Raw genomic sequence first — 26,588 nt, 5'->3', positions numbered from 1 at the left:
GGTACACAAATTAATCGCTAGCTATGGTTCTTTTTAAATAACCAATATGCAATTTGAAAATTCAAAGCCAAGCCGATTAAACGCCCATAGTCATACATAAGTTCAGCTCCTACATTGCCTATTAGCATCGCAATAATTTCTAAAAATAATGGGCTAACAACCGCTAAACTGGCAGCTGCTGCAAAGTAAATCCAGCGTTGATGCTGTTTAAAATCCTTTTTAATTGCATAAAGCACAGCAACAACAAACGTCATACAAATCGTTATCGCAACTATCACCAAACTGACATAGCGTGCGCCAAATTCATTAGGCGAAAAAACATGATGCATCCACACACCAGACGCCGCCATCACACATGCAGAAACAAAAGCAAAGTAGCCATTAACTTTGTGATAACCCGGTTTTGTTTGCCTTAACTGTGGAGAAAACTGAAATGGCATTGTTAAAAAAAACACAATCCCTGAAATGCCATGACAAATAATCACTAGCGGCATATCAAAATAGCGCGCATTAACCATTCCACTGAGTGGTGACTCAACACCACTTCCCATGACAACTAAAGCAACAATAAATACTGCAGGTATTGCAGGAATACCTATCATAAAGAGTAAAAAGCCAACGCCGGTCCAATTAAAAGGCGTATTAAAATTATTTTGTTCTGTAATCATTGCATTTTGGTATGTCATTTTTTATTCCTTACGCCATACGCTAGTTAAGTTAGAATTGATTATGTAAAATGCATAAAGCAATGTCGTTCTAATCTATTGAGCAGAACCAAAAAGAAACACTGAAAATAAATAACTCATTGTTTAAAAAGAAATAAAAGGATTTAAATTGCAAGCGACTGAGATCTATTTATTTGCAATTAATATTGCCACAATGACCTTATTAGGCTTTAACGCAAGTTTACTTATTGCTAAGAAAGGGCAAAATTTCGGCTATGCTTCCCTTGCTTGCTGCTTTATTGCCATTGCAATTGTGATATGCCAACCCAGCTTAAAATTGCTCGCACCAGAGTGGCGTAAAACTCAACTTATCGTATCATTGCCCGCGTTATTAACGATTGCCCCAAGCTTTTGGTTTTATATTAAAAGCCTTACAGCAGAATCGAAATGGACGTTAACCAAACACGAAAGATGGCATTTTGCATTGCCTTTAGTCGGACTATTTATTTCACTTTTTACATTAGTTTTACCTAGCGGAGTTCAACACGGACTTTTGGTTGACGGTGATGATGTGGTGCTTGAAAGTGTATCCCCCTTCTTACGATATAGTGTGTATACGGGGTTAATTATCACCTTTTTATTGGTGATAAGCTGGGTTGTACAATCGGCATTTTATGTGGTTAAAACCATTGTTCGTTTAAACCGTTACCGCGCCCATTTAAAAGACATTTTTGCCACAACAGAACAAAAAGAAATGGGTTGGCTTACAGCGCTGGCACTTTTAGTGGGTATTCCTTGGGGGTTATTTGCCGTCAATCTAACACTCAATAATTTACTCTTCCCAAGTGATATGTATACGCCCTTTTCAAGCTTACTATTACTGATCGCAGTAATCTTTTTAGCGACTTGGTCGCTTCGCCAAAAACCAGGGTTTGAAGAAATATTTGATGAAATTATTAAAGATGATGAACCTAGTGCGTTGTCAAAGAAGCAGAATAAATATAAAACTTCGGCATTAACTGAAGACAATTTAAAGCACATTGCAGACAAATTGGAAAATGCAATGCAGCAAAAGCAGCTCTATTTAAATGCCGCCTTGTCCTTGCCGTTACTTGCAAAAAGTATCAATACCTCACCTAACTATATTTCTCAAACATTGAACGAGCGTTTAAACGTTAACTTTTTTGATTATGTAAATGGCTACCGTGTAAAGCACGCCAAGAATGAACTTACAAACAGCAATAAAACGGTACTCGATATTGCAATGGATGCGGGTTTTAATTCTAAATCAGCGTTTTACACCGCCTTTAAAAAGTATACGGGCAAAACGCCCGTACAATATAAACAACAATCACAAAGTTAAGTTTACGTTTTAAATTTTCTCACTAGCTCGGTAAGTGCAGCTGAAAGCCTTGATAAGCTATTTGCATTGTCATCAGCGTCAGTTGCTAAGTCCGAGATTTCATCCGCGCCTGATTTAATATCCACAACATTGCGGTTTATCTCTTCTGCTACATGTTGTTGTTCTTCAGCAGCGGTGGCAATTTGAGAATTCATATCACTTATCATATCAACAGAATGGGTAATCGAATCAAAACTAGCTTGAGCTTGTTGAGAATAATCAACTGTTTGAGATGATATCTCTAGACTTTGCGTCATTTCTTTAGAGATTGACTGGGTCATGTTTCTTAGCTTACCAAGTTGTTGCGCAATTTCTTCTGTCGATTCCGAAGTCCTTTGTGAAAGTGCCCGAACTTCATCAGCAACAACCGAAAAGCCACGGCCTTGTTCACCGGCTCGGGCTGCTTCAATTGCAGCGTTTAAAGCAAGTAAGTTGGTTTGCTCTGCAATGCCGCGGATCACATCTAAAATTGTGGTAATACTCTCACTCTCACTATCTAAAGCACGAATATTTTGTTCCGTATTCGAAATCGTTTCAGATAACCCTGTAACACTCGATACGGTTTTATTTATCAATGATTGCCCTTCTATCGCAGATTGCTTAGTTGCGTTTGCCGAATCCGCTGCTGACGCACAGCTCGATGCCACTTCATTAGCCGTAGCTGCCATTTCATTAATAGCGGTTGCAGCTTGTTCAAGTGCCATTTGTTGCGACGTTAATGATGAATTCATTGAGGTTACTAAACGAGAACTCACTTCAGATGCATTGCTAACATTTGCTGAAGAAGCATTTATTTCTTTTACAAGAGCGGATATCGAATTTAAGAATTGATTAAAACTATGCGCCAACTTTCCTGTTTCGTCTTGCGTGCGAATTTTTAAACGTTTTGTTAAATCTCCTTCCCCTTGCGAAATATCCTCAAGACCTTGCGTTACCTCAACAATGGGACGTGATATTAATTTAGAAATATAAACGGATAACGCCGAGAAAACGCCAATAAGAATTAAACTCACCACGATGATAACGAGCGTGAGTGTATTCGCTTTTGCCATTACCTCTGACTTTTTAAGTAACCCAATAAATTTCCAATTTAATTTTGGTGAGGTATACACATTTGCCAGATAAACATCACCATCAATCTCGACAGTGGTATCACCCTGCGTCATGTTACTTAACTCTTTAAAGAGCCCATTTTTCACGTCGCTTAGTTCTTTAAAGTTGTTTTCTGGGTGCTTTGCGTCAACCAACACTTTTCCCGAATCTTCAATCAGCATTAAAAACCCCGATTCACCCATTTTTATATTTTGGATCATCGTAGTGAGGCCTTTTAATGACACATCCATGCCCGTTACGCCAAATTTTCTGCCGGACTTATCTTTGATCGACATCACGGTTGATACTATTACCGCATCATCCGGCTCCCAATAGTAGGCTTGTGTACGAATAGGAGACGTGGTTGCACCTGTACCCGTTATATACCATGGTCTCGGCCTTGGATCATAATTAGCACCGACACTACCCTTAGGCCACTGAGTATAGCCACCTTGCTGATTCCCCATATAGATATAGGAAATGCCTTCGTGCGAATCACCAAACTGAGTGAACAAGTCAAATACACGTTGCTCAGTTGGATTGTTTTGCTCTGGTGTCATTTGGCTTGCGGTATTCACACTCATATACGACTTAATACCTGTATTTGCCGCAACTAAATCAGGGTGTTGTGCGATATAAACGACATCTTTGCTAATTTCGTCAAAGAATAACGAAATCGCTTTATCAATCTGAGTTACTTCACGGGTATTGGAAATGGTAAAATTATCATGCGCTAAATTACGCGTTTGATTAATCATGAGCACTGCAATTACTAAAATTGGCAATGTCATCGTCACCAAAAATGCAATAATGAGTTTTTTTGATATCGACATAGTTTTATCTAAATGCAACCAAGGTAACGTTAAATATGGTTTGCAATGAAGCACTAGTCAACTTCGTCAGTTTTAGTCTAAGCTATTTTAAAGCAACAAATTTTCGGGATTAAAAAGTGAGCATAGCTGGACTTAAATTACCCCTTTTATCGGCCATTCTAATGACTTGCTCAGTCGCAGCTGAGCCAACGCTATCTGGCGGGTTTTGGATTAACTATAGTTACGATGAAAATTCTTACGACACGCACTTTGGTGACCAAGCACTGATCGCATATCTTGATAAGCCAAAATCTAACGACTCATCGTTTTTTTATTCAGGTGAATTTCGTATTGGCCCAGGCAGTTTCACTGATGTCGAAAATAACACTAGCGGGCAAAATTATGTATTACACAAGGCCTGGCTGGGTTACAAAGTGAATGAAAGTAACTCATTAATAGTCGGTAAAAGCCAAGTCCCATTTGGCTGGAAAACCGCTAACTTCTGGCCAGGAGATATGTTTTTAGCAGCTTATGGCGATCAAATGGATGTTGGCGTTAAATACCAAGGTGGTGTTAACCAACTCAATTATCAGCTCGCATACTACCTTGCCGATGATTGGGCGAGTACATCAACCGACAGCACCGATGACAACCGTCACTGGGGCAGCAGTTCAACTTACAGAAAAGTGGATACGGCTGTAGCCGATCTTTCTTATACATTGAATAATCAGCACACCTTTGCTGCATCTTACCAACAGGGTAAGTTAGAGGAGTTGATAACCGGTGATAGGCATACTGACGGTGATCACAGCGCTTATGTTATTTATTACCAAGGACAATTTGACCAACTTACAACTAAGCTCAGTTACATTGATGGTAAACGTGATTTACCACAAGCGTATCTTGCAGCCAATCCCGATGTCGCAAGCACAATCGACAACACCCGTTATGCGGGTGAACTCGGTTATACAATAGGAAATTGGTATTTTGTATTAGATGTGACCTTAGCTAAATCAAACACAAATGGGGTAGACGGTGATACCGTTTATGCGTTTGCGCCGGGCGTGCGCTACGACTATGGCCCGGGATGGCTGTACCTTGAATATCTCAATCAAGATGCTTATTTCGACCGCAATATGCAAATCAACCAAGGGGACTTTGCGGCGTGGTACCTTACCTTCGATTACTATTGGTAAATACAAAACTGTTCTTGCAGCTTAATTTAAAATTAAACTGTTGTTGAGGCAGATATTCGATATCCGCCTCAATTTTGGTTCTATTAAGTCATGCAATACCAGCTAAAGCGCGTTCTTGATTGCTTCAACCACTGACACACAATCCTCTCGTGTTACATCTTTATGCAACACCAAACGGATTTGCTCGCCAGCGCAGATGTTAACACCCTGATTGTAGAGCGCTTCGGCAAATTCAGAAACCGGTTTTGTACCGTGGTAATTAACAAAAACCATATTGGTAGCACAACCAGCAACAGCAATTCCAGCAAGGCTTGAAAGCTCACCAGCTAAAAACTCTGCGTTTTCATGATCTTCAACAAGACGCTCTATATTGTTTTCAAGGGCATACAAACCCGCAGCTGCAACAATACCCGCTTGACGCATGCCGCCACCAAGCATCTTACGCCATTTATGTGCCTCATGAATAAATGCCTTTGAGCCACACAATACACTGCCAAGTGGTGTACCAAGCCCTTTTGAAAGGCAAATAGATACTGAATCCATTTCTGAGGTGATTTCTTTTACCGATACTTGATGGTGCACAGCAGCATTAAACACACGAGCGCCATCTAGATGCAGACCTAAACCATGCGCATCGCAAAATTTACGAGCATCTGATAAATAAGCCATTGGTAGGGGCTTACCAGATACCGTATTTTCGATCGACAAAAGACGCGTGCGCGCATAGTGATGATCGTTCGGCTTAATTTTTCGTTTAACTAATTCGAGTGACAAGCTGCCATCTTGTTCAAATTCTATTGGTTGTGGTTGAATACTGCCAAGTACTGCTGCTCCGCCCCCTTCATATTTATAAGTATGGGCATCTTGACCAACAATATATTCATCACCACGTTGGCAATGTGCGAGTAACGCCAATAAATTACTTTGCGTGCCACTTGGGGCAAACAATGCTGCTTCGTGTCCTGTTAATTCAGCAGCTTTTTGCTGTAAGGCATTTACCGTGGGATCATCACCAAATACGTCATCGCCAACCTCTGCATCAGCCATAGCTTTACGCATATTTTCACAGGGTTGGGTAACGGTATCGCTTCGTAAATCAATCATTATTTCATTGCTTTAGAGCAGTTATATTAGTATTCAACTTTAACGTGACAGTTCAAGAAAGACAACAACTTGGCGTTAGCTAGTAAAAAACAAAATACTGCCACTCGTCGCAAAAAATTCACTTTGATATTATGATACAATATAACATATCTATAAGTGGTTATTTTCTCTTTTAGAAAGGCTACAACACTAGGCGTTAGTGTAAGTTCATTCACTTTTGCACTAAACGTTAATAGCGCTGACGTGTTAACGTATTTGACCGCTTAAAAGAAAATTCTAGTTCCAATTCTAGCCAAAAATTGGATTCTGTTGTCACATCCCAAGGAAGCATTTGCTTCCTTTTTTATGCACCTTCGCTTAGGAAAAGCTAGAAAATAAAAGCCCCATTCGGGGCATTAGATGAGTTATAAAAGGTTAAACTTCACATTGCCAATCAAGATTCTTTTTGCCAATGCTTACTTGAATATTATGCCCACCATATTGGCTTAGTGTCGGCTTGATTGCTTTCTCAAACTCATGTGCTGTATTTTCAAAATCCTGAGCATGGAGCTCAAGTGCATCAATGTCTTTTTGATGTTTTCGCACCATTGCTTCCATTTTTTGAGCGACTTGCTCATGTTGCTTGATAAGCTTTTTATTTACGATAAGTTCATCGTTTGCTTCAATTACCAATTCACCCGATAAATTATCCATTTCTGTTTGATGCTTAGCGAGTGCTTCTTCCATGACTCTCAGTGGTTTTTCTAACCTTTTAAGCGTCATCTCATCGGCTTTCATTGCTTTATATGCTGCAATTTGTGATGGCGTCATGGTAATTTCATCAATTGCTTTACAGTCATTAAAAACATAGATTTTTAGAGGCTCATCAGTACTGCTAATGTGTTCATTAGAATTTGCATGCGAAATTGCACATGCCGATAACACGCTTGTGATCATCATTAATGTCATTACTTTTTTCATGGCTGTTCAAATCCTGCTAAATATTGGTTGTTAAAGAATTAGTCGCAGCAAAATTGAAAAAAGTTTTAAGCATTCGGTAAACTTTTCAAAAAAATAAATTGTAACAATTACATACAGATTAAAATCTTCATTAAACAGTTTGCTAATATTTCTTTGGAAAGATGATGCTTCATTAATTACAAGGTCGTTTTTATGAAATATCTTTTAGCATTTTCTTTTTTACTAATACTTTCAAACAACGCTTTCGCACAAAAACTTGATGTGGGCGTCAACATTCCTGCTGATTTTGGTGAAACATTTAAACGAGAAAAAATTAACTACGAACAATTTAAAGGTAACCCTTTTTATTTGTTAGTTTGGGACTCTGCAAATGAATTATTACTACGTGATATTTTACGTCGAACGAAAGATTCACCCGCACCTGTTGTAGTGATGTGCTTAGGTCAAGTTAAAGTCGGTTCCCGTAAAAAAGACTATACCGAGTGTGAGCATCAAGTGAGCTTACTCAGTAATGAGCGTGTGACTTTGATCAAGAAAAAACGCAATACCATTGCAAAAACAGTGAAGTTACCCACCACAGATCATCTTTTTGTTATTGATGAAAAAGGCACAGTTGTTCAAAAGGTAAGACTGCGAGCTCGCTAATGGCCTTGTAACTTATCGAAAGGGTGTTTTAACAAAACACCCTTTACTTATTTTCTGGCTTAGTAGACGTTTTAAAAGTCTGCCCAGAAAGTGCCTTATCAAAATACTTATCATAATATTCAAGCGAATTTATTTTCGACAAGTTGTCCCACAGACTGTGCGCTAACTCAGGTCGCCGCGCATAAAATTGATGGCTAAATATCAAATAGCCAATACTTTCATTGATTGGAATCTCGTTTTCAACAAACCCTTCTGGTAAAGAGTCCATTTGACAATTACTAAGCGATACATTTACTCGCCCCTTAAAAAGCAATTCATGCGCTTTGGCAATTGACGGCGCTTGATAGATATCAAACCCTTTTAATCGCATATCGCTAATCACGCCATACCCGTTTGGCACAGACATGCTTACCGGTTTTTCAAATACTAAATTCGTGCCATCCCATACTATATCGTTTCTTTTATACACTAAACACGAAGAAGAGATTGAAAAGCTGCGAACATTATCCAAATTACCGTCTTTTGTTTTAGGGTACTTCGCAATTTGCTCTCTTAATGGATGATATCTGCCAATAACCGCATCAACCTTCCCAAGCGAGAGATCATTGAGACAACGTTTCCAAGGGAAGCGTACGTAGTGAATAGTAAGATCAGGCGTAAGACGTTCTAAATGTTGCAAAATTTCAATGGCTGGTCCGGGGTTTTCAGCCGGTACGTTAGCACCTGAGCCATAAAAATGTGGAAGAACAGGCTGATTTTCATAACAATAAGTTAAATTATTCTTGCCATATGCTGTAAGCGAAAATGCTGTCAGCAATATCAGCATAAATGTGAATAATGTTATTCGCATAACCCGCCTTAATACTTAAATACAACTCTTACATTGTAGACCGTACCAACTAAACAATGCACTCTTCATAGAATAAATAATATTCAGCGATATCCTTTCGCACAGCCTCAATAACGCCCGCTGGTTTTTTACAATGTGTGTCAGTACACTCTACCACCAGGAATCATAAAACAATTTATAAAATGGAACTTCACACTTCACGATTACTTTTAAGACCATTATTTCAGGCTGACTACCAATTTTTCTCACACTTACATCAATTGCCTGAAGTAATGCGCTATGTTGCAGATTTACCGTCAAACGAGAAAATACAGCAACGCTTCAATGAGCGAATTGGCAGTTGGCAAAAAGAAAAAAATCGCTGGCTAACATTGATAATGATTGAAAAATCGAGTGCTCAGCCAATTGGTGTAACCGGTTTTCTTTCACAGTGGCAACCTTTCCAACAAGCTGAGTTAGGTTTTCTAATTGACCCAACATTTCAAGGGATGGGTTATGGCAAAGAATCCACTCTAAAAATTATGGACTTTGCTTTTAATCATTGTCAGTACCACAAAGTCTCAGCCACAGTAACCGATGGAAATATAGCATCAAGCAATTTATTAACGTCACTTGGCTTTAAGTTAGAAGGGAAACTGCGAGATAACTATCAAATTAATGGGAGATGGTGCAATGACTTGAAATACGGCATGCTAAAAAGCGAGTACATTTCACAGTCAAATGCTTAAACAAAAAGAACACAGTGATTGGAATCTCAAAACTGCGTTCTAAATATTAAAACAAGCACAAAATCCATTTTGTGCTAAAGCTATTTTCACTCATAAAAGCTTATAAATTAAAGCGTGATGTCGCGTCTAATAATTTGTCAGATAAACCATGTAAATTGGTTGCCACATTTCTTACTTGTTCCAGAGAATTTAATGTCGATTCAAATGATGAATGCATGTTAGAGACATTATCCACCACAATTGATGCCACTGAGGTTTGTTCTTCTGTTGCAGTTGCAATTTGCGCGTTCATTCCATTAATCGCGAGAATCTGCTCTGCAATTTTTCGAATCGAGTCACCAGTTTTTTCTGCGTTATCAGAGTTTAACTTCGCTTTTTCCATTGCCGAGTTCATCGCTGTTACAGACTCGTTTGCAGCTGCCGTTAATACGTTTAATAAATCGCGAATTTCATTGGTAGATTTTGCAGTTCGAGATGCTAACTCTCGCACTTCATCAGCCACTACAGCAAAGCCGCGACCTTGTTCACCTGCCCGCGCAGCCTCAATGGCCGCATTAAGTGCTAGCAAGTTAGTTTGTTCCGCAATCGAAGTAATCACATTTAAGATTTGACCCACGTTTTGTGTATCGTTAGCTAGTTGGTCAATCGTGCCTGAAGCTGCTTCAATTTCATCTCGCAATGAGTTTGACTGCATTACAGAAGATTCAATTTGCTTCGCGCTCACTTCAACTTCTTTCTCAGCACTTTTCGCAGCTTCTGCAGCACTAGCCGCTGAGTTTGAAATATCGCCAACACTAAGTTTCATTTCTTCCATCGATTGGCGCACTATTTCGGCATCATGAGATTGTTGATTGGTAGCATTTTCAGCACGCTCCATGCCTTGCACCAAACGCGTAGAGTTTTCCATCAACGGACTCACTACCGATACCACATTTTCTACCGAATCTTTCAATAGGGAAATAAAACCATTGAAGTTCTGCGACACTTGGCCTATTTCATCTTCACCGCGCACCTCTAATTTACTGCTCAAACTGCCCCCACCATTTGCCAGTTGCTCCAATGACGATGCGACTTCTTTTGCGGACTGGCTAATAGCTTGCGCGATATAAATAGCTAACAGTGTTGAAACAATAATCGCGATAACAATAATGCCAATGGTCACACTAATGGCGTCACTAGAACGTTCGAGGGTATCGTTGATCAAGGCTTGAAAGCGTTCATCAGATTTACGTTGAAAGGACTCAAAATGGTCTACTAATTCTTCATATTTAGCAGTTTTAGCTTGAGCTTGTTGTTGAATTTTAGAAAAATCAGCAGTACCAGAAATCATGCCTGAAGCGATTTCTTTAGCTACTTTACTGTAATCTTCTAGTAGCTTTATGTCTCGGCTGCTGGCATCTTCCGGTGAGAGTCGTGATAACTTTTCGAGATTTTGTTGTATCATCTCGCCAGTTTCATCCGCCTTTCCTATCAGCTCTTCATCACCAAAAGTAACGGATTGGGTGTAGAGCTCATCAAGCTTTTGCACCAAATATTTATTAGCTGTTGCCAATTTTACAACTTCGTAACTAACACTAGAAATTTCATTTATCGATTTCTCATTATCGACCATAGTAGTGCGACTGACAGCCAAAATTGCCAGTAGCAGCACTACTGTTAAGCCAGTAATTAAATGTATTTTTTTATTTATGCTTAAATTACTAATTATTCTCATCACACCGTTATTCCTAATAGATTAACCTTGCTGATTATCTGTTGTTAAACACCAACCATTAAATTGTCGTCTATTTTTCAATTTTTGCTAGTAATTCTATTTATTTAACTATACTTACTTCGCTAATAATGCAAATTAAGCAATTTAGGAAACAATTATGAACAATAAAGTTTTATTAGGTTGTGCATTGTGTTTTACAGCTTTCCCAAGCTTTTCAGATGTCAATATATCTGGTTTTACTAGCATAAATGCGGGCAAGGTACTCAGTGGCACAGGCGTCCCTCAATTTGGTATTGATGAACCCACATTTCTGGCTGACTATCCAATAGTAAGTGTTTACAACGAAGATATTACTTTTAAGCCTGAATCTCTTTTCGGCTTGCAAGTAACTGCAGATGTTGGCGAAGGGCTGAGCGCTACCGCGCAAATAGTTGCGCGGGGTGCAGATGACTTTAACGCTGAATTTGAATGGGCCTATCTATCCTATGAAGTAAATGAAAACTGGACCATTCAAGCAGGTAAAAAACGCTTACCGCTGTTCTATTACTCTGATTTCTATGATGTTGGTTATGCTTACGTATGGATGCGTGCGCCTGCAGATAACTACACTTGGCAAATTTTTAATTACAACGGCGTTAATGCGTTATATTCAGGTTCGATTGGTGACTGGTCGCTGTCTGGTAATATTTATATGGGGCGTGAAGACGATAAGGAAAATAAGCTACTTTCTGACTTTTTCTTTAATGCTCAAACACGCGAAATTTGGAAAGATATTCTCGGTGGTGTAATCCAAACCAGTAATGACTGGCTCGAAATTCGCGCGACTGCAATGACCTACACTAATCAGCGTTATATAGATGGTGAGCCGTCAATGTGGGATGGTAAAGATGAGCGCGATGGTAATTTCTATGGATTAGCGGTCAATGCTGATTTTGGTAACTTCTTTATTCTCAGTGAACTAAACCGCTTAGATCTCGATGGCAACCTAGATACAGCAATGTTGACCTTAGGCTATCGCATCGATTCCTTTACGCCTTTTGTTTCATACTCGACGTTTGATCAAAAAGACGGTGACGATGGTGAAAACCATAATACAACGTCAGTTGGCGTGCGCTGGGATTTTCACTCAAACGCTGCGTTTAAAATTCAATACGATGAAGTTGAAGACAACTCCTTTTCACTGGCAGTGGCTGGTGACAGTAAAGCCATTACTATCGGCGTAGACATGGTATTTTAATTGAGGGTAAAGCAATGAAAAATTTAATTATATTAACACTGATTCTATTTACATCTTGCTCTTTAAGCGCTGCGGTAGATGTTGTCGTACACCCTTCAAATGCAAACGCAATTGATGCCAGTGACATTAAAAAAATCTTTACTGGCAAAGCAAAATCATTTGCTGATGGCTCAAAAGCGCTGCCAATCACCCAAGCAGATGGCAACCCAGTGACAGATGAATTTAATCAAAATGTATTAAATAAGTCTTCGAGCCAGTTAAAAGCCTATTGGTCCAAATTGGTTTTTACCGGTAAAGGTACACCACCAGAAGAAGCCGCTAACGATGCTGAAGTAATCAACTTAGTTTCTAAAAATCCAAATTTAATTGGCTTTGTATCACAAGGCAGCGCTGATGGTAGCGTAAAGGTTGTTCAATCCTTTTAGTGAGGTGAGATTATGTTGAAAAATCGTTATCTGCTTACTTCATTACTATTAAGCGTGGCAGCAATGCCAAGTTTTGCCGATGTTCGAATTAACGGGTTCGCATCAATCTATGGCGGACAAACACTTAACAGTAATGACACGCTATACAGCTACACCGATGAATTTGATTGGCAAAATGACAGCTTGTTTGCAGTACAAGTCAGTGCTGATGTCAGCGAGGGCTTATCTGCCACAGCACAATTAATTGCGCGTGGTAGCGAAGACTTTAATGCCGAGTTTGAATGGGCTTATCTCACTTACGAAATCTCTGATAATGCGCAATTAAGCGCCGGTAAAATGCGTATTCCATTTTACCGATATTCGGATTTTCTGGATGTAGGTTATGCCTATCGCTGGGTGCGTCCGCCACAATCAGTCTATAACTTGAATTTCTCAACCTATGAAGGGTTAAGTTATCTCTATAACTCATCTTTTTCAGATTGGGATAGCAGCCTACAGCTCATTGCAGGTGCCGTTGATACTGAGTTTGCAGCAATTACAGATTCAGATAAAGGTGAGCTTAAAGATACGCTTGGCGTAAATTGGACGCTAACTAATGGCTGGTTTACAGGGCGTGTAGCTTATTTTGTCACTGAAACCACAATTGATGCGAGCGGAAGCCCCGAATTGAGCGGATTGTTAGCGGGATTGCAAGCATATGGGCTGAATGAGCAATACAATAACATTGCCATTGATGAAGATGATTCATACTTTGCTGCAATTGGTTTTGGTATTGATTACAACGACTTTTTAGTTGACGCAGAATACACACAATTTGAAATTGATAACAGCGTATTAGCTAAACAAACGCAGTATTATGTGTCTGTTGGTTATCGCATGGATTCAATTACATTAAGTGCAACGTATGAAGGCAATGACGATAAAAACTCTAGTGATCAATTCAATCAAGTACCGCGTTTTGTTCCGGGCCCAGGAGGTAACTTAATACCCGTGGTAATTCCTGGTACAAATCCACCGCTTTATCTACAAGATGCAACCAATCTTGCCCTTGCTTCGCAGGCATCAAAGTCGAACTCTTACTCATTTACAGTTCGCTATGACTTCCATCCCGCGGCAGCATTTAAGTTAGAGTACACGCATTTTGAAGATGATCTTATCGACAATGATGCAGATCTTATTACCTTCGGTGTAGATCTGGTTTTTTAACTTATTACCTAGCATGAAAACCCCTGCGCTTATGTGTAGGGGTTTTCTTTCATTTTATAGTGCTACGTAATTAACAAGCCTCTCCGTCAACCGAGATTTTTGTTAACTGTACGTCGGGCTTAGCGTAACTTAAGCGCCCTAAACGGTCTGTTGTGTGATAACTATCTAGACCTGAAATTGCAATAGTATCAAGTGCTTCAATATCAATATAACCATCTTTAGCTATTGCTATATCTGGCACAACAATATGACTAATTTCACCAATCACTAACACTGTACCATTAATCTCAAGCGGCTTTATTTCGCGCAAGTTAAGCGCAAATTTAACTTGGGATTCGCCAACAAAAGGTGCATTAATTCCCGTTTCAAACTGCTCTGTGAGCGCTACTTTTTCAAACTCAGACTGCTCTTCTGGGTACCGCGCTGATGTTTGATGAGCTTGTTGCCAAATCAATGAATTAACATGATTAATAGTGTAAACACCCGTTGCTTTAATGTTGCTTAAAGTATCTCGCGGTACGGTATCAGGACGAATAATCATACCAATCAAGGCAGGATTAGCGCCTAAATGAAACACCGAGCTAACAATGGCTAAATTTGTCACGCCAGTGTCGCTTTGGCTACCAATCAAATTTGCACTTTTAAAGCCAGAAAGACTATTAATTAAACGAGCACGTTGACGCTGCTCCATGGTGTGAATATCGTTTTGGGTAATGTGTTTAATCATTCTGTTTGCCAATAATTTATTTACTTTGCTATACGCATAAACGGCGCCACGCGATTACAAGTTATCAAGGTTTTGTAGCAAAAAATCAGCACGAGTAAGCACCTCCTTACGGTCACTCTCAGGTTTTTTAAGCCAATTACTTAATACCATTTTAGTGCGTGGATTATTGGTAAAGCTTTCTTTATGCTTATCCATAAAGTGCCAATAAAGAGCATTAAGTGGACAGGCATCACTGCCAACTGTATTGGTAACTTTATAATGGCAATCGCCACAATAATCGCTCATCTTCTTGATGTAATTACCGCTGGCAGCATAGGCTTTGGAACCCACTATACCGCCATCAGCAAATTGACTCATTCCCCGCGTATTTGGCATTTCTACCCATTCAATAGCATCAATGTAGATTCCCAAATACCAATTATCGACTTGGTCTGGGTTAATGCCTGCAATGAGACAAAAGTTGCCAGTTACCATTAATCGTTGAATATGATGGGCATATGCAAAATCTAGGGATTGTGTCACCGCATGGGAAAGACAACGCATTTTAGTGTTTCCAGTCCAAAACCACTCAGGCAGAGGCAAACTGGCATCAAGGGCATTTAATGCGGCGTAATGTGGCATGTTCGCCCAATAAATACCGCGCACAAACTCACGCCAACCTAGAATTTGCCTAACAAACCCTTCTATTTGGGCAATATCAATATTGCCATTGTGATGAAACGCGTCAATTGCCGCATTTACGACACTTTGTGGGCTTATCATTTTGGCATTGATAGCAAACGACAATCGCGAATGATACAAACTCCAACCCTTATCCTCACCAAACTCAATAAGCTTGCCTGTCATCGCATCTTGAAACTGGCCAAACTTAGGTAACAACTCTTTGCAAAAAAAGGCTAATAACGCATTTGCTTGACTACGATTAACTGGCCATAACAATTGTTTTTCAGCTTTACCAATAGTTTTAATGTCATGCCTTTCAATTCGCTTAAGAATGTCACTGACATCATTAGCGAATACAAGTGGTTCAGGTATCTCTGCTAAATCACTGGCTTTAAATTTATTGCGATTTTGACTATCAAAGTTCCACTGGCCGGTAAGCGGCCCATCATCGTCCATCAAAACATTAAATTCCGCTCGCATTTTTCGGTAAAAATGCTCCAAGCGATGTTTTTTACCTGGTTTAAAATAACTCGCCAGTTGATTATCAGCTAAATAGAAATGTTCTGTATCGTATGCCTTTGAATCAATAGTGAGTTGTTTACAATAGTCAGCTAATTGCTCTCTTAAACGGTATTCGTCAGGTAATTGATAAGAAAACGTTTTTATCTCATGCTCAGTAATCAAGAAGCTGATTAATGCTGGCAGATCAGTATAGTTTTGCGTATCGTCTAAGGATAGGTAAATAACTCGGTGCCCAGCTTTTTCTAATGCACTCGCAAATGCCTGCATCGCTGCAAAAAAGGCTGAAATTTTTTGAATATGATGGGTTGTGTAATTAGCCTCTTGATGCAACTCAGCAATCACATAGGTAACATTACTCGACTTTTCTTTAAACCAAGAATGCGCTGCATTAAGTTGATCGCCCAAAATTAGACGTAACTCATTCGCCATTGTTATTTCCTTTTTGTCGATTACCTGCGCAACGTTTAGAGCAATATTTCACATTTTGCCAATCGCGTTGCCACTTTTTTCGCCAAGTAAATGGGCGCTCACAAACTTTGCATAATTTTGTTGGTAAATCGGATTTCTTCATTAATTAGGCCTCACATGGCGCGCGAGTAACCGTTTACTTTCGATGACTACTTTTGGTTTTTTGCGCCACTGCCAAAGTAACGCTTGTGCATTCTTATAGCTTTGCTTCACATCAATGATTGGTTTTGGGTATTCTTCGCCCAACTTGAAGCCATACATCACCTGTTCCATTTCAGAAAGTTGCCATGGACTGTGAATTAATGGAGCCGGCACCTCTGTTAATTCAGGCACCCAAGTTCTCACAAAATCACCCCTTTCATCTTTTTCCTCACCCTGTTTTACTGGGCTATAAATGCGAATGGTATTTATACCGGTAACGCCTGCCTGCATTTGAAATTGGCTGTAATGAATACCTGGTTCGAAGTCTAAGAATAGACTCGCTAAATGCGCGACACCAGCACGCCAGTCTAGCTCAAGGTGATGGCATAAAAAGCTTACTAACATAGCTCGCATGCGAAAATTAATGTATCCGGTTTCAATTAAACATCGCATACAAGCATCCACCATGGGCACACCTGTATTACCCGTTTTCCAAGCAAGTAATCGTTGCTCGGCTAACTCGCCTGTCACTCGGGGTAAGTCATCATACCCTTTATTAACATGGCGAAATTCCATTTCGCATTCACTCTCAAATTTTTGAATAAAGTGGCAATGCCAGTGTAACCGAGAGGTAAGCGCAACAAGGCTTCGCCGCCAACCGGGAACTTGCCAATGATTGAGGACCGTTTGATAAACCTGCCGTAAACTAATATTACCCCACGCCAGATAAGGAGATAATCGTGAGCAATGAATTTGACTTAAACTGGGACTGGAAAGTTTAAATGCGTAATCTTTCCCACGTGCAATAAAAAAATCATTTAACACCTGAAAAGCTTCACTTTCCCCCCCGTTTTGAAACTGTCCTTTAATGCTTTGATAACGCTTTTCGAAGTAAGTTAATTGGCACTCAAACTCACAGTGTGTAAACCAACACATGGAATTTAGATTGACATTGGTACACTCTGAGCGCATCACTTGCTGCCAATTTTTATCCCAATTGAGGCGATGAGTAAGGCCACGTTGCACCGCACCTAATGGGGTTTCACACCATGAAATACCGTTATCATTACACCATTGTGAGAAGGCCTTATCACGAGAAAAGGTATTATCGAGTCCAATTTCTTGGTGAGAGAAAACTGATGAAATGCAGTATTTTTCGTGTAGCGCTTGGAACATTTCTAACGCATCATCCTTCGCTACATACAAGGCACCTTGAGGTAATTTATTTGCCATATCACGCAAAGACTGCGATACAAAACGCCAGTGACGCTCAGAATAATGGGCATCATTGAGCAGCATACCCTCAAAGCAATAAACTAATAAAACAGGCAATCCCGTTTTTGCTGCCGCCAACAATGGCGCATGATCTGATAGGCGTAAGTCGCGTTTAAGCCAAACAACTGCAATGCTCATTTACGTAACATCGCTCAAAATTGGCCAATCTGCAGCATCGTTGGCATCAAGCTGAGAGCCTACCGCTGACCCCTGCCACTTTCGAATAAACTCACCTTTAGCGTCAAACTGTTCGGTTTGTTTATCAAGATTAAAGTGCCTACCACCACGAGGATCAACACCTACACCCGCAATGTATTGCCAATTTCCCCAGTTAGATGCCACATCAAAATCGATAAGTTGTTGTTGAAAATAAGCCGCACCATAACGCCAATCAAGTTGTAGTTCATTCACCAAACAACTTGCGGCAATTTGCCTGCCGCGATTTGACATATAACCCGTGGCATTGAGTTGTTTCATTAAAGCATTAACAATTAGGTAAGGCGTGTTGCCACTGCACCATTTTTGATAACGCTCGGCAAAAAAACTGGTCAGAGGTTTAGTATCACGTAAACCTGAAAAAGCATACATTTTGCTGCCTAATTTTACACTCAGCCATTGAAAATACTCGCGCCACAACAACTCAAACTTAATCCAATAAGTTGATTCATTGGCACCATCTGATTGCTCGTAATGTGAAACGGCATGCCAAATTTGGCGCGGTGATAAGTTACCAATCGCTAAATAAGGACTAAATTTGGTTGAGTTTTGCCAACCATCAAGCTCATTGCGCGTTGCTTTGTAGGTTTTTGCAGCACCACTGTTAAGGTAACTCACTAGGTGATACTTGCCAGCGTGTTCTCCTGCAAAAAATGGCATATCATTTGGTAATAAATACGACATATCAATGCGTTCAAACCAGTTTAACAACACAAAATTGTTGTCGATTTTAATAGCGCTCGGCCATTTTTCGGGGAAGACATTGCACTCGTTTGAACTCGGCTCAGCAATTGGTAGGGCGTGTTTTTCGACTTTGTTGCGAAATTTACTAAAACTACCAGACATGCAATCGAGCATGTCAATTTGAGATTGTGAAAATAAGGTATGTTGCCAAAATAAGGCTATTGGTAATGTTGGGAATGCGTTTTGTAAATCACTTATTTGACGTTTTTCATAAACGCCAACCTGCTCCGCAACCACTAGCTGGTTGATGGCATGAGTGTTAATAAAATCATATAAAACTCTTTGTGGTTCCCCCTCTAACACAATCAATTGATGACCAAGCGCTTGCAGTTCATCAGCTAATTCTTGTAAAGAGTTAAGGATAAAGCGGGTTTGATGTTCACCCAGCAACTGACAGTGATAATTACTGGCAATTTTTTTGGCGGGATCGAGTACATAAACAAAAGCGATGTGCTCACTTTTATTTAGGGCAAATTCAAGTGCAGGGTTATCGCTTAAGCGTAAATCATGAGTGAACCAATAAAGAGTTTTGACCACGTATTTTCACCAATAGTTTAATCTCATCCTGGTGAATTAATACGTTTAACTCAGTGATAAAGTTCAGATAGTTATGTGATGAGTGCTATTTTTTGCTAGCAACCTTGCACAACCCATGCACTCACTTTCTCTGTAACTTGACTGCCATTTTCGGCAAACGCGTAATATGCATAGCACCCATCTTGCAAACGATAGCCCTTAGGAAAAATAAAGAGGCCCCACCCTTGAATACTGTTATTAACATACGATCCAGGAGTTTGATCAATCACGCATAAACGCTGCTGGCACTGATAACTTGAAACTAAGCTTGAGCCTAAATCATAATAACCGTTACCCACATAACTAAAGTCTCCCTCCATCAAGTTACCTAAGGCATTATTCCAAATCTCTTGCGGTGCGCCAAAGTAAGTATTGATGTTAACACCATTAATCACTACGGATTCATTACTCACTTTGTGTTTATGTTGAATTACCGCCTTAGCATAAATACTGTCAGTTAATTGCTCTAGCCCTGCTGCCACTTGTTTGATTGTGGCAACATTAGCATCGCGACTTACTGACAAAAACTTAGGTGCTGCAACTATCGCAATGACGCCAAGCACAACAATCACTAAAATCATTTCAATAAGGGTAAAGCCTCGGTGAGCAGTCATAGCAGGTGTACATCTTTTGGTGGTTAAATTTATTTTTAAGGCAAAACCTTATGTATTTATTAAAGAGTAAGCCTTCTGAATCAAATGTTCAAATAAAATAGTGAACGTCCGTGTTTCACTAACCTGATGAAAAAGAAAGTATTTCTTATCTTACAACCTTTAGCATTACATTAAGGGTGAGCATTTATATTCGAAGAAAACAAACGGATAATTTACATGCTTTGTTTAACTGCCAAAGGTTTCAAAGTGCCGCAACCGCCAACGATTTAGCATTAAGTTTGTAACCTACTCCCCATACAGTTTCAATAACATGTTGTTTCGCATACTTTTCTAATTTGCCACGCAAACGGTTTATATGCGAGTTAACTGTATGCTCATAGCCACAATGTCCATAGCCCCACACCGACTCTAATAACTGGCTTCTAGAAAAAACCTGATTTGGGTGTTTCGCAAAAAAGACCATCAACTCAAACTCAGTGGCAGTAAGGGGTAAGTCTTCTCCTTCAAATCGCACTTCATGACTTGCAGGGTCAATGTGTAATGCACCAAAATTTAGCGCTTGGTGTTGAGGGGTTGTGAGTGCTGGTTGGGTTTGATTTTGTTGCAATAAGCGAATATGACGCAACTGTGTTTTTATGCGCGCTTGCAGTTCGCGATAACTAAACGGCTTACAGATATAGTCATCAGCGCCCATTTCAAGACCAATAATGCGATCCATTTCACTATTTTTAGAGGAGAGAAAGACAACGCTTACATGAGGCATTTTTGTTTTGATTTCACGGCACAAGCTTAACCCGTCTATGCCAGGCAACATAATATCCAGCAAAACAATTTGATAGTCTTGCTTTGTTAATTTAGTCAGTGCAGCGTCACCTGTCGTAACATGATCTACCAACAAGTTAAGTTCAGTTAAATGAACTTGCACTAACCCCGCAATATCAAAATCATTTTCAACAATTAATACCGAGTGTTGCATCATCACACCTCTGCTTATTTAACAATAAGATAGGCCGACGATGACAACAACAAGGGCAATCCTGAGTTAGCATGCAAAAACAGTCATGTTTTTGCATGCCTTTCTCAAATGTAAAACAAATCGCCGGCCTATTTAACGCGTGTTACGGTGACAGCCAACAACGGATTATCAAACTTGTGAAGACTGGTAAGTACCGAAGTACCTAATCCATCTTCTTGTCCAACTACTCCTGGGTGCATCGCAACTTTATTTAATTCTTCACGCGCACTGTTAAAGCCTTCACCACCATCGGCAGGACCAGGTATCGTTCCGGCCGCTTCTGAGTTAGCTTCTGTGCCCGCATCATAAGCAAAGGTTTTATAGTACTGCATATCACCAACACTCATGGAAGAAACATCTATTGCATTAAGACCGGTGAAGCCATCATTTGTATTCACCATCATCGAAATTAATGATAATTTTTGACCTTCAATCATTTCTGTTGTCAGCATTATTTCTGCTTTTTCGCCTGGCATTAATACACCCGCACTTGATGCACTACTATTAACGACATCCAGCGCTAGCAGGCCTGAATTGTCTCCCGACTCTGCCAATACTTCGAGAGGTTCAGATGCCATTTCACCAATTTGCCAAAATTGACCTGAGGTATGTAACGCACTGCCAAGTGGCGACATAGGTTGGGCTTGCGTCAAATTGACAGCAGTAACCATAAATTCATAGGTCATTGTAACCGGTGGTGTAACTACCGGCGGTTCAACGGTCATAGTGTCATTATCGTCATCACCACATGCAACAAGCGCTAAACATGCTGCTGGGATCAATATTTTACTAAGTCTCATAATGACCCCCAATTACTTCACAGTTACAGTTACTTTAGCAACCGGGTTTAACCAGCGGTGAACTGTATTATGTAAGTCACTACTACCGCCAGAAGCATTGTCATCACCCAGATTACCACGATGAACATGAATCATTTTATTTTCTTCTGTAGTCGTTACGCCGGTGCCATTTTCGCCCGGAGCAACGCCAGGTGCTGCTGGAATACCCAATTCACCCGGTGCGCCAGATCCATCTTTTACTAACTCATTATTGGCTTCAGTACCCGCATCATACGCATTTAAATAAATAGTGTAAGTGCCCACTTCGCTTGGAATGCTCCAACTATTTAGGCCTACAAAGCCATCATTGGTTGGTAACATCATACCGACGATTGATAACTGGGTATTGCCATCACTTGTCATAATGTTAGTCATGGTACTTGAAGCAGGTGCTAATAAACCACCAGCAGGGTTTGCCATGGTATCTGCGCCAATACTATCAACAATTGCTACAAGCCCATCTAAACTGCCGCCTTCAGCCATGGCTTGCAGTTCAGGTGAAGCCGCTTCACCTAATTTATACAACATCGCATCACTAGAATGAGCTGTTACAAGAAGCGGTGTAAAATAAATACCTTGTGTTAAGTTAGTAATTTTTACATCTATATCTGCTGCATTTGCATTACTTGCTGCGATCAGTGCAGTGGTGGCAAAAAGCGAAAGGATTTGTGTCTTCATAATTTGTTCTCAGGTTGTTTTTGACTGTTTCACTATGAAAAACAAACTTCGCAATCCCATCACTAAAATCTCACAAAATTATCACGATTTAATAAAAAGTTTGTGTTAGACATTTAAAACGCACAGTAACAAAATAATCAATTGAGAAATCTAAGTGCATAAATTAATGTGTAAAAGGCAAGGTATTTATAGCCACATTACTTAGTAACCAATGAAACGGATGTTCGACCTATAATGAAATACTTTTACTTATTCGCCACGATTGCCGGCACGGTAATTCCCCTTAGTGCCATTTTTCCATGGTTCATGGCTAACGGTTTTAATTTAAAGTTACTTTTTCAAGCTGTCTCAGCTAGCTCAGTAGGTCTCTTTGCTTGGCTTGATGTGCTGATTGCTGCCATCACATTAATTGGTTTCATTGTGGTCGATGCAAAAGTCAATAAAATCGCTTACTGGTATTTAGCAATTATTGGCACCGTATGTGTTGGGGTGTCATGTGGCTTGCCACTCTATTTATATTTACGCACCCGGCAACACGAGGCACAATTAAGCGACGCTCAGCCGCTTTAGGAATGATATGGATTATTTACTGGCTGTTGCACTTTTTGCCATTTCATCATCAGTAACGCCCGGACCGAATAACATCATGGTGATGACATCAGGGGTGAATTTTGGTGTTCAAAAAAGCTTGCCACTGTTGTTAGGCATTTGTATTGGTTTTAGTTTAATGCTGCTAGTGGTAGGGTTTGGCTTCGCACAGCTTTTTACCCATTACCCGATGTTACATTTCATTATTAAATGTATCGGTGTAGGTTATTTACTTTATTTAGCTTGGCTAATTGCAAAAAGCAGCTCTGAGCTTAAAAGCGACACCCAGACAAAGCCATTTTCATTTATGAAAGGGGCATTATTTCAATGGGTCAATGCTAAAGCCTGGATTGTAGCAACCGGCGCAATCGCAGCATTTACCTCAAGTGGTGGTGATTTAGTAAGCCAGCAAATGATTATCTCACTTACATTCTTTTTTGTGTCATTTCCCTGTGTAGGTGTGTGGTTGTTATTCGGTTCACTGTTACAAAATGCCTTAAACAGTGCCGCTCAGCGACGTGTATTTAATTTATCGATGGCAGGATTATTAGTGTTATCCGTACTGCCTGTAATGCACGAAATCATCACACAGCTATTTTGGTAAGTGCTCCTTGGCATATTCAAAAACAGTGTTAATCGTATCAGTAACCAAAGCAAAACGTGCTGGTAAGTCTCGCTGAGATTTTTTAACAAGGTACCTCGGCTGTGTAATGATGTTTGATAGCTCAAATTCACAAAGTGATTCTTTAAAGGGCGAATGCGTAATTGCAATTTGAGGCAATACGGTAAACCCTAACCCCCTGGAAACAGGCAACAGTATTTGGTTAAGCTGATTGATGTAACCGCTAACATGTATTGACTCAACCCTACTAGCAGGCATTTTAAGATGATTTAATACCATCGTAAGGTAATGCTTTCCATCAGGGTGATTAATAAAACCGCGCTGACATAAGTCATCAAACGAGCTCACTTTAGCGCGCCAAGATTTTGCCAACGCCACCACGATTCGTTCATGGGTTAAGTGCGTAGCTGTAAAGCCTTTATCAATGGGATAATGACTTACGATACCAAGATCAACCGTCCCCTGTTGAATGTGATGCAAAATACGTTCATTAGGTGCGATTTCAAGTTCACATACAAGGTGTGGAAATTTAACTTGCAGAGCTACTAACTGCTCATAGAGTGATAGCGCATTAGCTCCAGAGCACGCAATGCGACAGACACCGCTATGCTTATCATCAAAGCTAAGCTGCTCTAACAAATTAGAATGACCTTTAAACGTCGACAATGCATACTCATACACTATCTTGCCTTGCTCTGTAATCTCAAACGCTTTGCCATAACGTTTAATTAGCGGCTTGCCACAGTAACTCTCTAATTTCTGCAAATGCTGACTCACCCCTGGCTGCGTCATCGCTAATAAGTCGGCAGTTTTAGTAAAACTTTTTGTCTCAACAAGGGTGATATAGGTTCTTAACCATATGTTATTTAACATTATAATTTTAAATTATGGATTTTCTAAAATTTGATAATTTTGTTTAATTTAGTTTATTTACTAGGCTTAGCACAAGTTAATAGTCTTTTTTAAAAAGGAAGCACAATGTCACACACTTACCCAAGAAGTTTTTCGCACATTGGTATCTCTGTGCCAGATCTGGAAGCTGCAGTAAAATTCTACACAGAAGTGTTAGGCTGGTATCTAATTATGAAGCCCACTGAAATCGTTGAAGACACCTCGCCTATCGGCGAAATGTGCACCGACGTATTTGGTGCTGGCTGGGAACGATTTCGCATTGCACACTTATCGACAGGCGACCGTATTGGTGTTGAATTGTTTGAATTTAAAAACCAAGAAAACCCTGAAGATAACTTTGAATATTGGAAAACAGGTATTTTCCACTTTTGTGTGCAAGACCCAGATGTAGAAGGATTAGCTGAGAAAATCGTTGCTGCTGGCGGTAAAAAGCGTATGGCAAAACCACGCTACTATTACCCAGGTGAAAAGCCATACCGTATGATTTACATGGAAGACCCATTTGGCAATATTTTAGAAATTTACAGCCACAGTTACGAATTACACTACGCAAGTGGTGCCTATAACTAATTTTTATATTCCTGCAAGCTGATCATTTTACAGTGAGGTGAATGATCAGCTCTTTTCACAATCGCCGTCAAAGGCTTATAAGTGCCATAAGCTGTCATTCGTAACGCCCGCATAAGGGGCTAAGTAATGTTTGGCTATAATGTGTAGCGAAGCGAAACAGAGCCAAACGTTGCGTGTCCCGTTGCTTTATGCGCTTGTTAGGCATACTACTTGATAATTACTTTACGACCAAATGTTAAACAAACTTCTGTTTCCCACATTACTGATACTTCTACGGAAAAGTTTTCTCTTTCCATAATCTGTATCTCTCCTTCATATGAATTTTTATTTGACACCCAGTCAATTGCTTTCTCCCAAGTATTATTTAGATTAATTTCTTCGCGTATTTGTTCTTGGGGAAGGCATATTGTTTGAGTACCATCAATAAGAGTTCCTTCTTTACAACCTTTATCCAATTCATGAGAGGAGTAGATTAAAGTAACTGTTGGCCAACCACTAGAGCTTTCAATAATTCGAGGGACAGATAGTCGGTATCTGTTTTTAGTTTCCAATTTTTCAAGTTTAATTAACGCATCGTATTCGTTACCCTGGTTTGGGAACATACAAGCACCAACCAATTTAGGAAGAAATAAAAATACTAACAATAAACTCGAATATTTAGTCATGTATGCCTAACGCCTCAATATGGGGCGCACAAATGCATGGCTATAATTAGCGACGAAGGAGCGCAAGCCATGCGTTTTGCGTCCACGCCATTATTGACTTGTTAGCAGTACTTTACACTTATTTTTTTACATACAATATAAGTATCTTCAACTAATAAGAGCTGAAATCCACCGTCATTTGCATGAGACTTAATAATATTAACTTTTAAGTAATCCGATACTGCTTTTTTATATATCTCTAGAACTTTAATTGGAGCAGTAGCTAATGAACCATTACCACTGCTAAGTAACTCACCAAATGAAATGTTGGTATTTAAGTACTTTGATAGCTCGCGCCATTCACCGAAGTATGACAGGTGCGCAGAATACAACAATCCAATAATTTCATTTGGATTTTCAGGCTTGCTTGAAAAGAATAGCGAACCTGAATCACCTGTGTATTCATCTAATATTGGGTGTTCATTTAAAAGCTTAAATGTGCCTCCCGCATCGAGGTTTAACGTAGATTCAGCAACACCTTCACATTCTATTTTGAATCGAACTCTTTTATCATGCTCGTCCCAATGATCAGTTTCATATGTGAAGCTGACTCCCATATAAGTGCTTTCGATGCTACTTATATATCCTTCTAAATCTTCGTAGATATTCTCGCAAAGTGTTTCGATATTCATAGTACTGCTAACGCTCCGCATAACGGGCTAATAAAGTTTGGCTATA

General features: G+C 39.8%; 28 protein-coding genes. 10 read left to right on the top strand and 18 right to left on the bottom strand.

Features of this window, described 5'->3' with window-relative positions:
* Positions 1-17: 17 nt before the first annotated feature.
* Positions 18-686, bottom strand: coding sequence for a DUF2306 domain-containing protein (locus OM33_RS15825; RefSeq protein ID WP_040134974.1), 669 nt, complete (start codon positions 684-686; stop codon positions 18-20).
* A gap of 148 nt (positions 687-834) precedes the next feature.
* On the opposite strand from OM33_RS15825, the gene OM33_RS15820 reads away from it, so the two are divergent.
* Positions 835-2,028 carry a helix-turn-helix domain-containing protein gene (locus OM33_RS15820; RefSeq protein WP_040134972.1) on the top strand — a complete coding sequence of 398 codons (1,194 nt, stop codon included), beginning with the start codon at positions 835-837 and terminating at the stop codon, positions 2,026-2,028.
* 2 nt (positions 2,029-2,030) lie between these two features.
* On the opposite strand, the gene OM33_RS15815 is transcribed toward OM33_RS15820, so the two are convergent.
* Entirely contained in the window at positions 2,031-3,992 is a 1,962-nt protein-coding gene (locus tag OM33_RS15815) for a methyl-accepting chemotaxis protein (protein WP_040134970.1), read from the bottom strand.
* Between the two features lie 116 nt (positions 3,993-4,108).
* Here OM33_RS15815 and OM33_RS15810 point away from each other — a divergent pair, with 116 nt between their 5' ends.
* Complete coding sequence (locus OM33_RS15810; RefSeq protein WP_234402769.1) at positions 4,109-5,167, top strand: hypothetical protein; 1,059 nt, start codon at positions 4,109-4,111, stop codon at positions 5,165-5,167.
* A 102-nt stretch (positions 5,168-5,269) separates the two neighbouring features.
* On the opposite strand, the gene ltaE is transcribed toward OM33_RS15810, so the two are convergent.
* Both ltaE and OM33_RS15800 read right to left on the bottom strand, forming a co-directional pair.
* A complete protein-coding gene (ltaE, locus tag OM33_RS15805) occupies positions 5,270-6,271 on the bottom strand; it encodes a low-specificity L-threonine aldolase (protein WP_040134969.1) in 1,002 nt (333 codons plus the stop codon).
* Between the two features lie 414 nt (positions 6,272-6,685).
* Positions 6,686-7,231, bottom strand: coding sequence for a hypothetical protein (locus OM33_RS15800; RefSeq protein WP_040134967.1), 546 nt, complete (start codon positions 7,229-7,231; stop codon positions 6,686-6,688).
* Between the two features lie 192 nt (positions 7,232-7,423).
* Between OM33_RS15800 and OM33_RS15795 the strand changes: the two genes are divergently transcribed.
* Positions 7,424-7,876, top strand: coding sequence for a hypothetical protein (locus tag OM33_RS15795; RefSeq protein ID WP_040134965.1), 453 nt, complete (start codon positions 7,424-7,426; stop codon positions 7,874-7,876).
* 43 nt (positions 7,877-7,919) lie between these two features.
* On the opposite strand, the gene OM33_RS15790 is transcribed toward OM33_RS15795, so the two are convergent.
* Complete coding sequence (locus tag OM33_RS15790; protein ID WP_199922600.1) at positions 7,920-8,726, bottom strand: hypothetical protein; 807 nt, start codon at positions 8,724-8,726, stop codon at positions 7,920-7,922.
* A gap of 182 nt (positions 8,727-8,908) precedes the next feature.
* On the opposite strand from OM33_RS15790, the gene OM33_RS15785 reads away from it, so the two are divergent.
* On the top strand, positions 8,909-9,454 hold the full coding sequence (locus OM33_RS15785; protein ID WP_040134962.1) for a GNAT family N-acetyltransferase: 546 nt from the start codon (positions 8,909-8,911) through the stop codon (positions 9,452-9,454).
* A gap of 100 nt (positions 9,455-9,554) precedes the next feature.
* On the opposite strand, the gene OM33_RS15780 is transcribed toward OM33_RS15785, so the two are convergent.
* The gene (locus OM33_RS15780; protein ID WP_040134960.1) at positions 9,555-11,168 is read right to left on the bottom strand and encodes a methyl-accepting chemotaxis protein; all 1,614 of its coding nucleotides are present in this window, start codon (positions 11,166-11,168) and stop codon (positions 9,555-9,557) included.
* A gap of 157 nt (positions 11,169-11,325) precedes the next feature.
* Between OM33_RS15780 and OM33_RS15775 the strand changes: the two genes are divergently transcribed.
* From OM33_RS15775 to OM33_RS15765, 3 genes are read left to right on the top strand one after another with little or no spacing between them, the layout of a single operon-like run.
* The gene (locus OM33_RS15775) at positions 11,326-12,405 is read left to right on the top strand and encodes a porin (protein ID WP_040134959.1); all 1,080 of its coding nucleotides are present in this window, start codon (positions 11,326-11,328) and stop codon (positions 12,403-12,405) included.
* A 14-nt stretch (positions 12,406-12,419) separates the two neighbouring features.
* Positions 12,420-12,830 (top strand): type 2 periplasmic-binding domain-containing protein, encoded by a 411-nt coding sequence (locus OM33_RS15770; protein ID WP_040134958.1) that lies wholly within the window; start codon positions 12,420-12,422, stop codon positions 12,828-12,830.
* A gap of 15 nt (positions 12,831-12,845) precedes the next feature.
* Entirely contained in the window at positions 12,846-14,036 is a 1,191-nt protein-coding gene (locus tag OM33_RS15765) for a porin (protein ID WP_407681062.1), read from the top strand.
* A gap of 70 nt (positions 14,037-14,106) precedes the next feature.
* Here OM33_RS15765 and OM33_RS15760 read toward each other — a convergent pair whose 3' ends face one another.
* The 9 genes from OM33_RS15760 to OM33_RS15720 all read right to left on the bottom strand — a co-directional run bounded on the left by OM33_RS15760 (position 14,107) and on the right by OM33_RS15720 (position 22,514).
* The gene (locus OM33_RS15760; protein ID WP_040134954.1) at positions 14,107-14,763 is read right to left on the bottom strand and encodes a flavin reductase family protein; all 657 of its coding nucleotides are present in this window, start codon (positions 14,761-14,763) and stop codon (positions 14,107-14,109) included.
* 54 nt (positions 14,764-14,817) lie between these two features.
* Positions 14,818-16,377: a cryptochrome/photolyase family protein gene (locus tag OM33_RS15755; RefSeq protein ID WP_040134952.1), complete on the bottom strand. Its 1,560-nt coding sequence runs from the start codon at positions 16,375-16,377 to the stop codon at positions 14,818-14,820.
* Positions 16,367-16,519, bottom strand: coding sequence for a DUF2256 domain-containing protein (locus OM33_RS22385; protein ID WP_040134951.1), 153 nt, complete (start codon positions 16,517-16,519; stop codon positions 16,367-16,369). The genes OM33_RS15755 and OM33_RS22385 overlap by 11 nt, the downstream gene beginning before the upstream one ends.
* On the bottom strand, positions 16,519-17,970 hold the full coding sequence (locus OM33_RS15745; protein WP_040134948.1) for a cryptochrome/deoxyribodipyrimidine photo-lyase family protein: 1,452 nt from the start codon (positions 17,968-17,970) through the stop codon (positions 16,519-16,521). Before OM33_RS15745 ends, OM33_RS22385 begins: the two co-directional genes overlap by 1 nt.
* Positions 17,971-19,329, bottom strand: a complete 1,359-nt coding sequence (locus tag OM33_RS15740) for a DASH family cryptochrome (protein WP_040134946.1) — start codon at positions 19,327-19,329, stop codon at positions 17,971-17,973.
* Positions 19,330-19,424: 95 nt separating this feature from the next.
* Entirely contained in the window at positions 19,425-19,982 is a 558-nt protein-coding gene (locus OM33_RS15735) for a type II secretion system protein (RefSeq protein WP_040134944.1), read from the bottom strand.
* A 241-nt stretch (positions 19,983-20,223) separates the two neighbouring features.
* Positions 20,224-20,961: a response regulator transcription factor gene (locus tag OM33_RS15730; RefSeq protein ID WP_407681054.1), complete on the bottom strand. Its 738-nt coding sequence runs from the start codon at positions 20,959-20,961 to the stop codon at positions 20,224-20,226.
* 125 nt (positions 20,962-21,086) lie between these two features.
* Positions 21,087-21,797 carry a spondin domain-containing protein gene (locus tag OM33_RS15725; RefSeq protein ID WP_040134942.1) on the bottom strand — a complete coding sequence of 237 codons (711 nt, stop codon included), beginning with the start codon at positions 21,795-21,797 and terminating at the stop codon, positions 21,087-21,089.
* 12 nt (positions 21,798-21,809) lie between these two features.
* On the bottom strand, positions 21,810-22,514 hold the full coding sequence (locus OM33_RS15720) for a spondin domain-containing protein (protein ID WP_040134940.1): 705 nt from the start codon (positions 22,512-22,514) through the stop codon (positions 21,810-21,812).
* Positions 22,515-22,748: 234 nt separating this feature from the next.
* Here OM33_RS15720 and OM33_RS15715 point away from each other — a divergent pair, with 234 nt between their 5' ends.
* Complete coding sequence (locus tag OM33_RS15715) at positions 22,749-23,084, top strand: DUF2834 domain-containing protein (protein ID WP_040134938.1); 336 nt, start codon at positions 22,749-22,751, stop codon at positions 23,082-23,084.
* Between the two features lie 7 nt (positions 23,085-23,091).
* A complete protein-coding gene (locus tag OM33_RS15710) occupies positions 23,092-23,706 on the top strand; it encodes a LysE family translocator (RefSeq protein ID WP_040134936.1) in 615 nt (204 codons plus the stop codon).
* Here OM33_RS15710 and OM33_RS15705 read toward each other — a convergent pair.
* On the bottom strand, positions 23,695-24,597 hold the full coding sequence (locus tag OM33_RS15705; RefSeq protein WP_040134934.1) for a LysR family transcriptional regulator: 903 nt from the start codon (positions 24,595-24,597) through the stop codon (positions 23,695-23,697). The two genes, OM33_RS15710 and OM33_RS15705, sit on opposite strands and share 12 nt — an antisense overlap.
* Before the next feature lie 105 nt (positions 24,598-24,702).
* On the opposite strand from OM33_RS15705, the gene OM33_RS15700 reads away from it, so the two are divergent.
* Positions 24,703-25,206: a lactoylglutathione lyase family protein gene (locus tag OM33_RS15700; RefSeq protein WP_040134932.1), complete on the top strand. Its 504-nt coding sequence runs from the start codon at positions 24,703-24,705 to the stop codon at positions 25,204-25,206.
* Positions 25,207-25,412: 206 nt separating this feature from the next.
* On the opposite strand, the gene OM33_RS15695 is transcribed toward OM33_RS15700, so the two are convergent.
* Complete coding sequence (locus OM33_RS15695; protein ID WP_040134929.1) at positions 25,413-25,871, bottom strand: hypothetical protein; 459 nt, start codon at positions 25,869-25,871, stop codon at positions 25,413-25,415.
* Positions 25,872-25,972: 101 nt separating this feature from the next.
* On the bottom strand, positions 25,973-26,542 hold the full coding sequence (locus tag OM33_RS15690) for a hypothetical protein (RefSeq protein WP_040134927.1): 570 nt from the start codon (positions 26,540-26,542) through the stop codon (positions 25,973-25,975).
* Positions 26,543-26,588: the final 46 nt, after the last annotated feature.

The sequence above is a fragment of the Pseudoalteromonas piratica genome (assembly GCF_000788395.1).
GTDB classification, from domain to species: Bacteria; Pseudomonadota; Gammaproteobacteria; order Enterobacterales; family Alteromonadaceae; genus Pseudoalteromonas; species Pseudoalteromonas piratica.
This window is presented reverse-complemented; position numbering and strand designations above follow the sequence as displayed.

What these genes read in the sequence shown, in the direction of transcription:
- OM33_RS15700 (WP_040134932.1), top strand. Translation starts at nt 24,703, where the DNA reads ATGTCACACACTTACCCAAGAAGTTTTTCGCACATTGGTATCTCTGTG.
- OM33_RS15690 (WP_040134927.1), bottom strand. Translation starts at nt 26,542, where the DNA reads ATGAATATCGAAACACTTTGCGAGAATATCTACGAAGATTTAGAAGGA.
- OM33_RS15760 (WP_040134954.1), bottom strand. Translation starts at nt 14,763, where the DNA reads ATGATTAAACACATTACCCAAAACGATATTCACACCATGGAGCAGCGT.
- OM33_RS15800 (WP_040134967.1), bottom strand. Translation starts at nt 7,231, where the DNA reads ATGAAAAAAGTAATGACATTAATGATGATCACAAGCGTGTTATCGGCA.
- OM33_RS15745 (WP_040134948.1), bottom strand. Translation starts at nt 17,970, where the DNA reads ATGAGCATTGCAGTTGTTTGGCTTAAACGCGACTTACGCCTATCAGAT.
- OM33_RS15695 (WP_040134929.1), bottom strand. Translation starts at nt 25,871, where the DNA reads ATGACTAAATATTCGAGTTTATTGTTAGTATTTTTATTTCTTCCTAAA.
- OM33_RS15770 (WP_040134958.1), top strand. Translation starts at nt 12,420, where the DNA reads ATGAAAAATTTAATTATATTAACACTGATTCTATTTACATCTTGCTCT.
- OM33_RS15780 (WP_040134960.1), bottom strand. Translation starts at nt 11,168, where the DNA reads ATGAGAATAATTAGTAATTTAAGCATAAATAAAAAAATACATTTAATT.
- OM33_RS15785 (WP_040134962.1), top strand. Translation starts at nt 8,909, where the DNA reads ATGGAACTTCACACTTCACGATTACTTTTAAGACCATTATTTCAGGCT.
- OM33_RS15825 (WP_040134974.1), bottom strand. Translation starts at nt 686, where the DNA reads ATGACATACCAAAATGCAATGATTACAGAACAAAATAATTTTAATACG.
- OM33_RS15775 (WP_040134959.1), top strand. Translation starts at nt 11,326, where the DNA reads ATGAACAATAAAGTTTTATTAGGTTGTGCATTGTGTTTTACAGCTTTC.
- OM33_RS15795 (WP_040134965.1), top strand. Translation starts at nt 7,424, where the DNA reads ATGAAATATCTTTTAGCATTTTCTTTTTTACTAATACTTTCAAACAAC.
- OM33_RS15790 (WP_199922600.1), bottom strand. Translation starts at nt 8,726, where the DNA reads ATGCGAATAACATTATTCACATTTATGCTGATATTGCTGACAGCATTT.
- OM33_RS15730 (WP_407681054.1), bottom strand. Translation starts at nt 20,961, where the DNA reads ATGATGCAACACTCGGTATTAATTGTTGAAAATGATTTTGATATTGCG.
- OM33_RS15815 (WP_040134970.1), bottom strand. Translation starts at nt 3,992, where the DNA reads ATGTCGATATCAAAAAAACTCATTATTGCATTTTTGGTGACGATGACA.
- OM33_RS22385 (WP_040134951.1), bottom strand. Translation starts at nt 16,519, where the DNA reads ATGAAGAAATCCGATTTACCAACAAAATTATGCAAAGTTTGTGAGCGC.
- OM33_RS15705 (WP_040134934.1), bottom strand. Translation starts at nt 24,597, where the DNA reads ATGTTAAATAACATATGGTTAAGAACCTATATCACCCTTGTTGAGACA.
- OM33_RS15735 (WP_040134944.1), bottom strand. Translation starts at nt 19,982, where the DNA reads ATGACTGCTCACCGAGGCTTTACCCTTATTGAAATGATTTTAGTGATT.
- OM33_RS15710 (WP_040134936.1), top strand. Translation starts at nt 23,092, where the DNA reads ATGGATTATTTACTGGCTGTTGCACTTTTTGCCATTTCATCATCAGTA.
- OM33_RS15720 (WP_040134940.1), bottom strand. Translation starts at nt 22,514, where the DNA reads ATGAAGACACAAATCCTTTCGCTTTTTGCCACCACTGCACTGATCGCA.
- ltaE (WP_040134969.1), bottom strand. Translation starts at nt 6,271, where the DNA reads ATGATTGATTTACGAAGCGATACCGTTACCCAACCCTGTGAAAATATG.
- OM33_RS15715 (WP_040134938.1), top strand. Translation starts at nt 22,749, where the DNA reads ATGAAATACTTTTACTTATTCGCCACGATTGCCGGCACGGTAATTCCC.
- OM33_RS15725 (WP_040134942.1), bottom strand. Translation starts at nt 21,797, where the DNA reads ATGAGACTTAGTAAAATATTGATCCCAGCAGCATGTTTAGCGCTTGTT.
- OM33_RS15755 (WP_040134952.1), bottom strand. Translation starts at nt 16,377, where the DNA reads ATGGCGAATGAGTTACGTCTAATTTTGGGCGATCAACTTAATGCAGCG.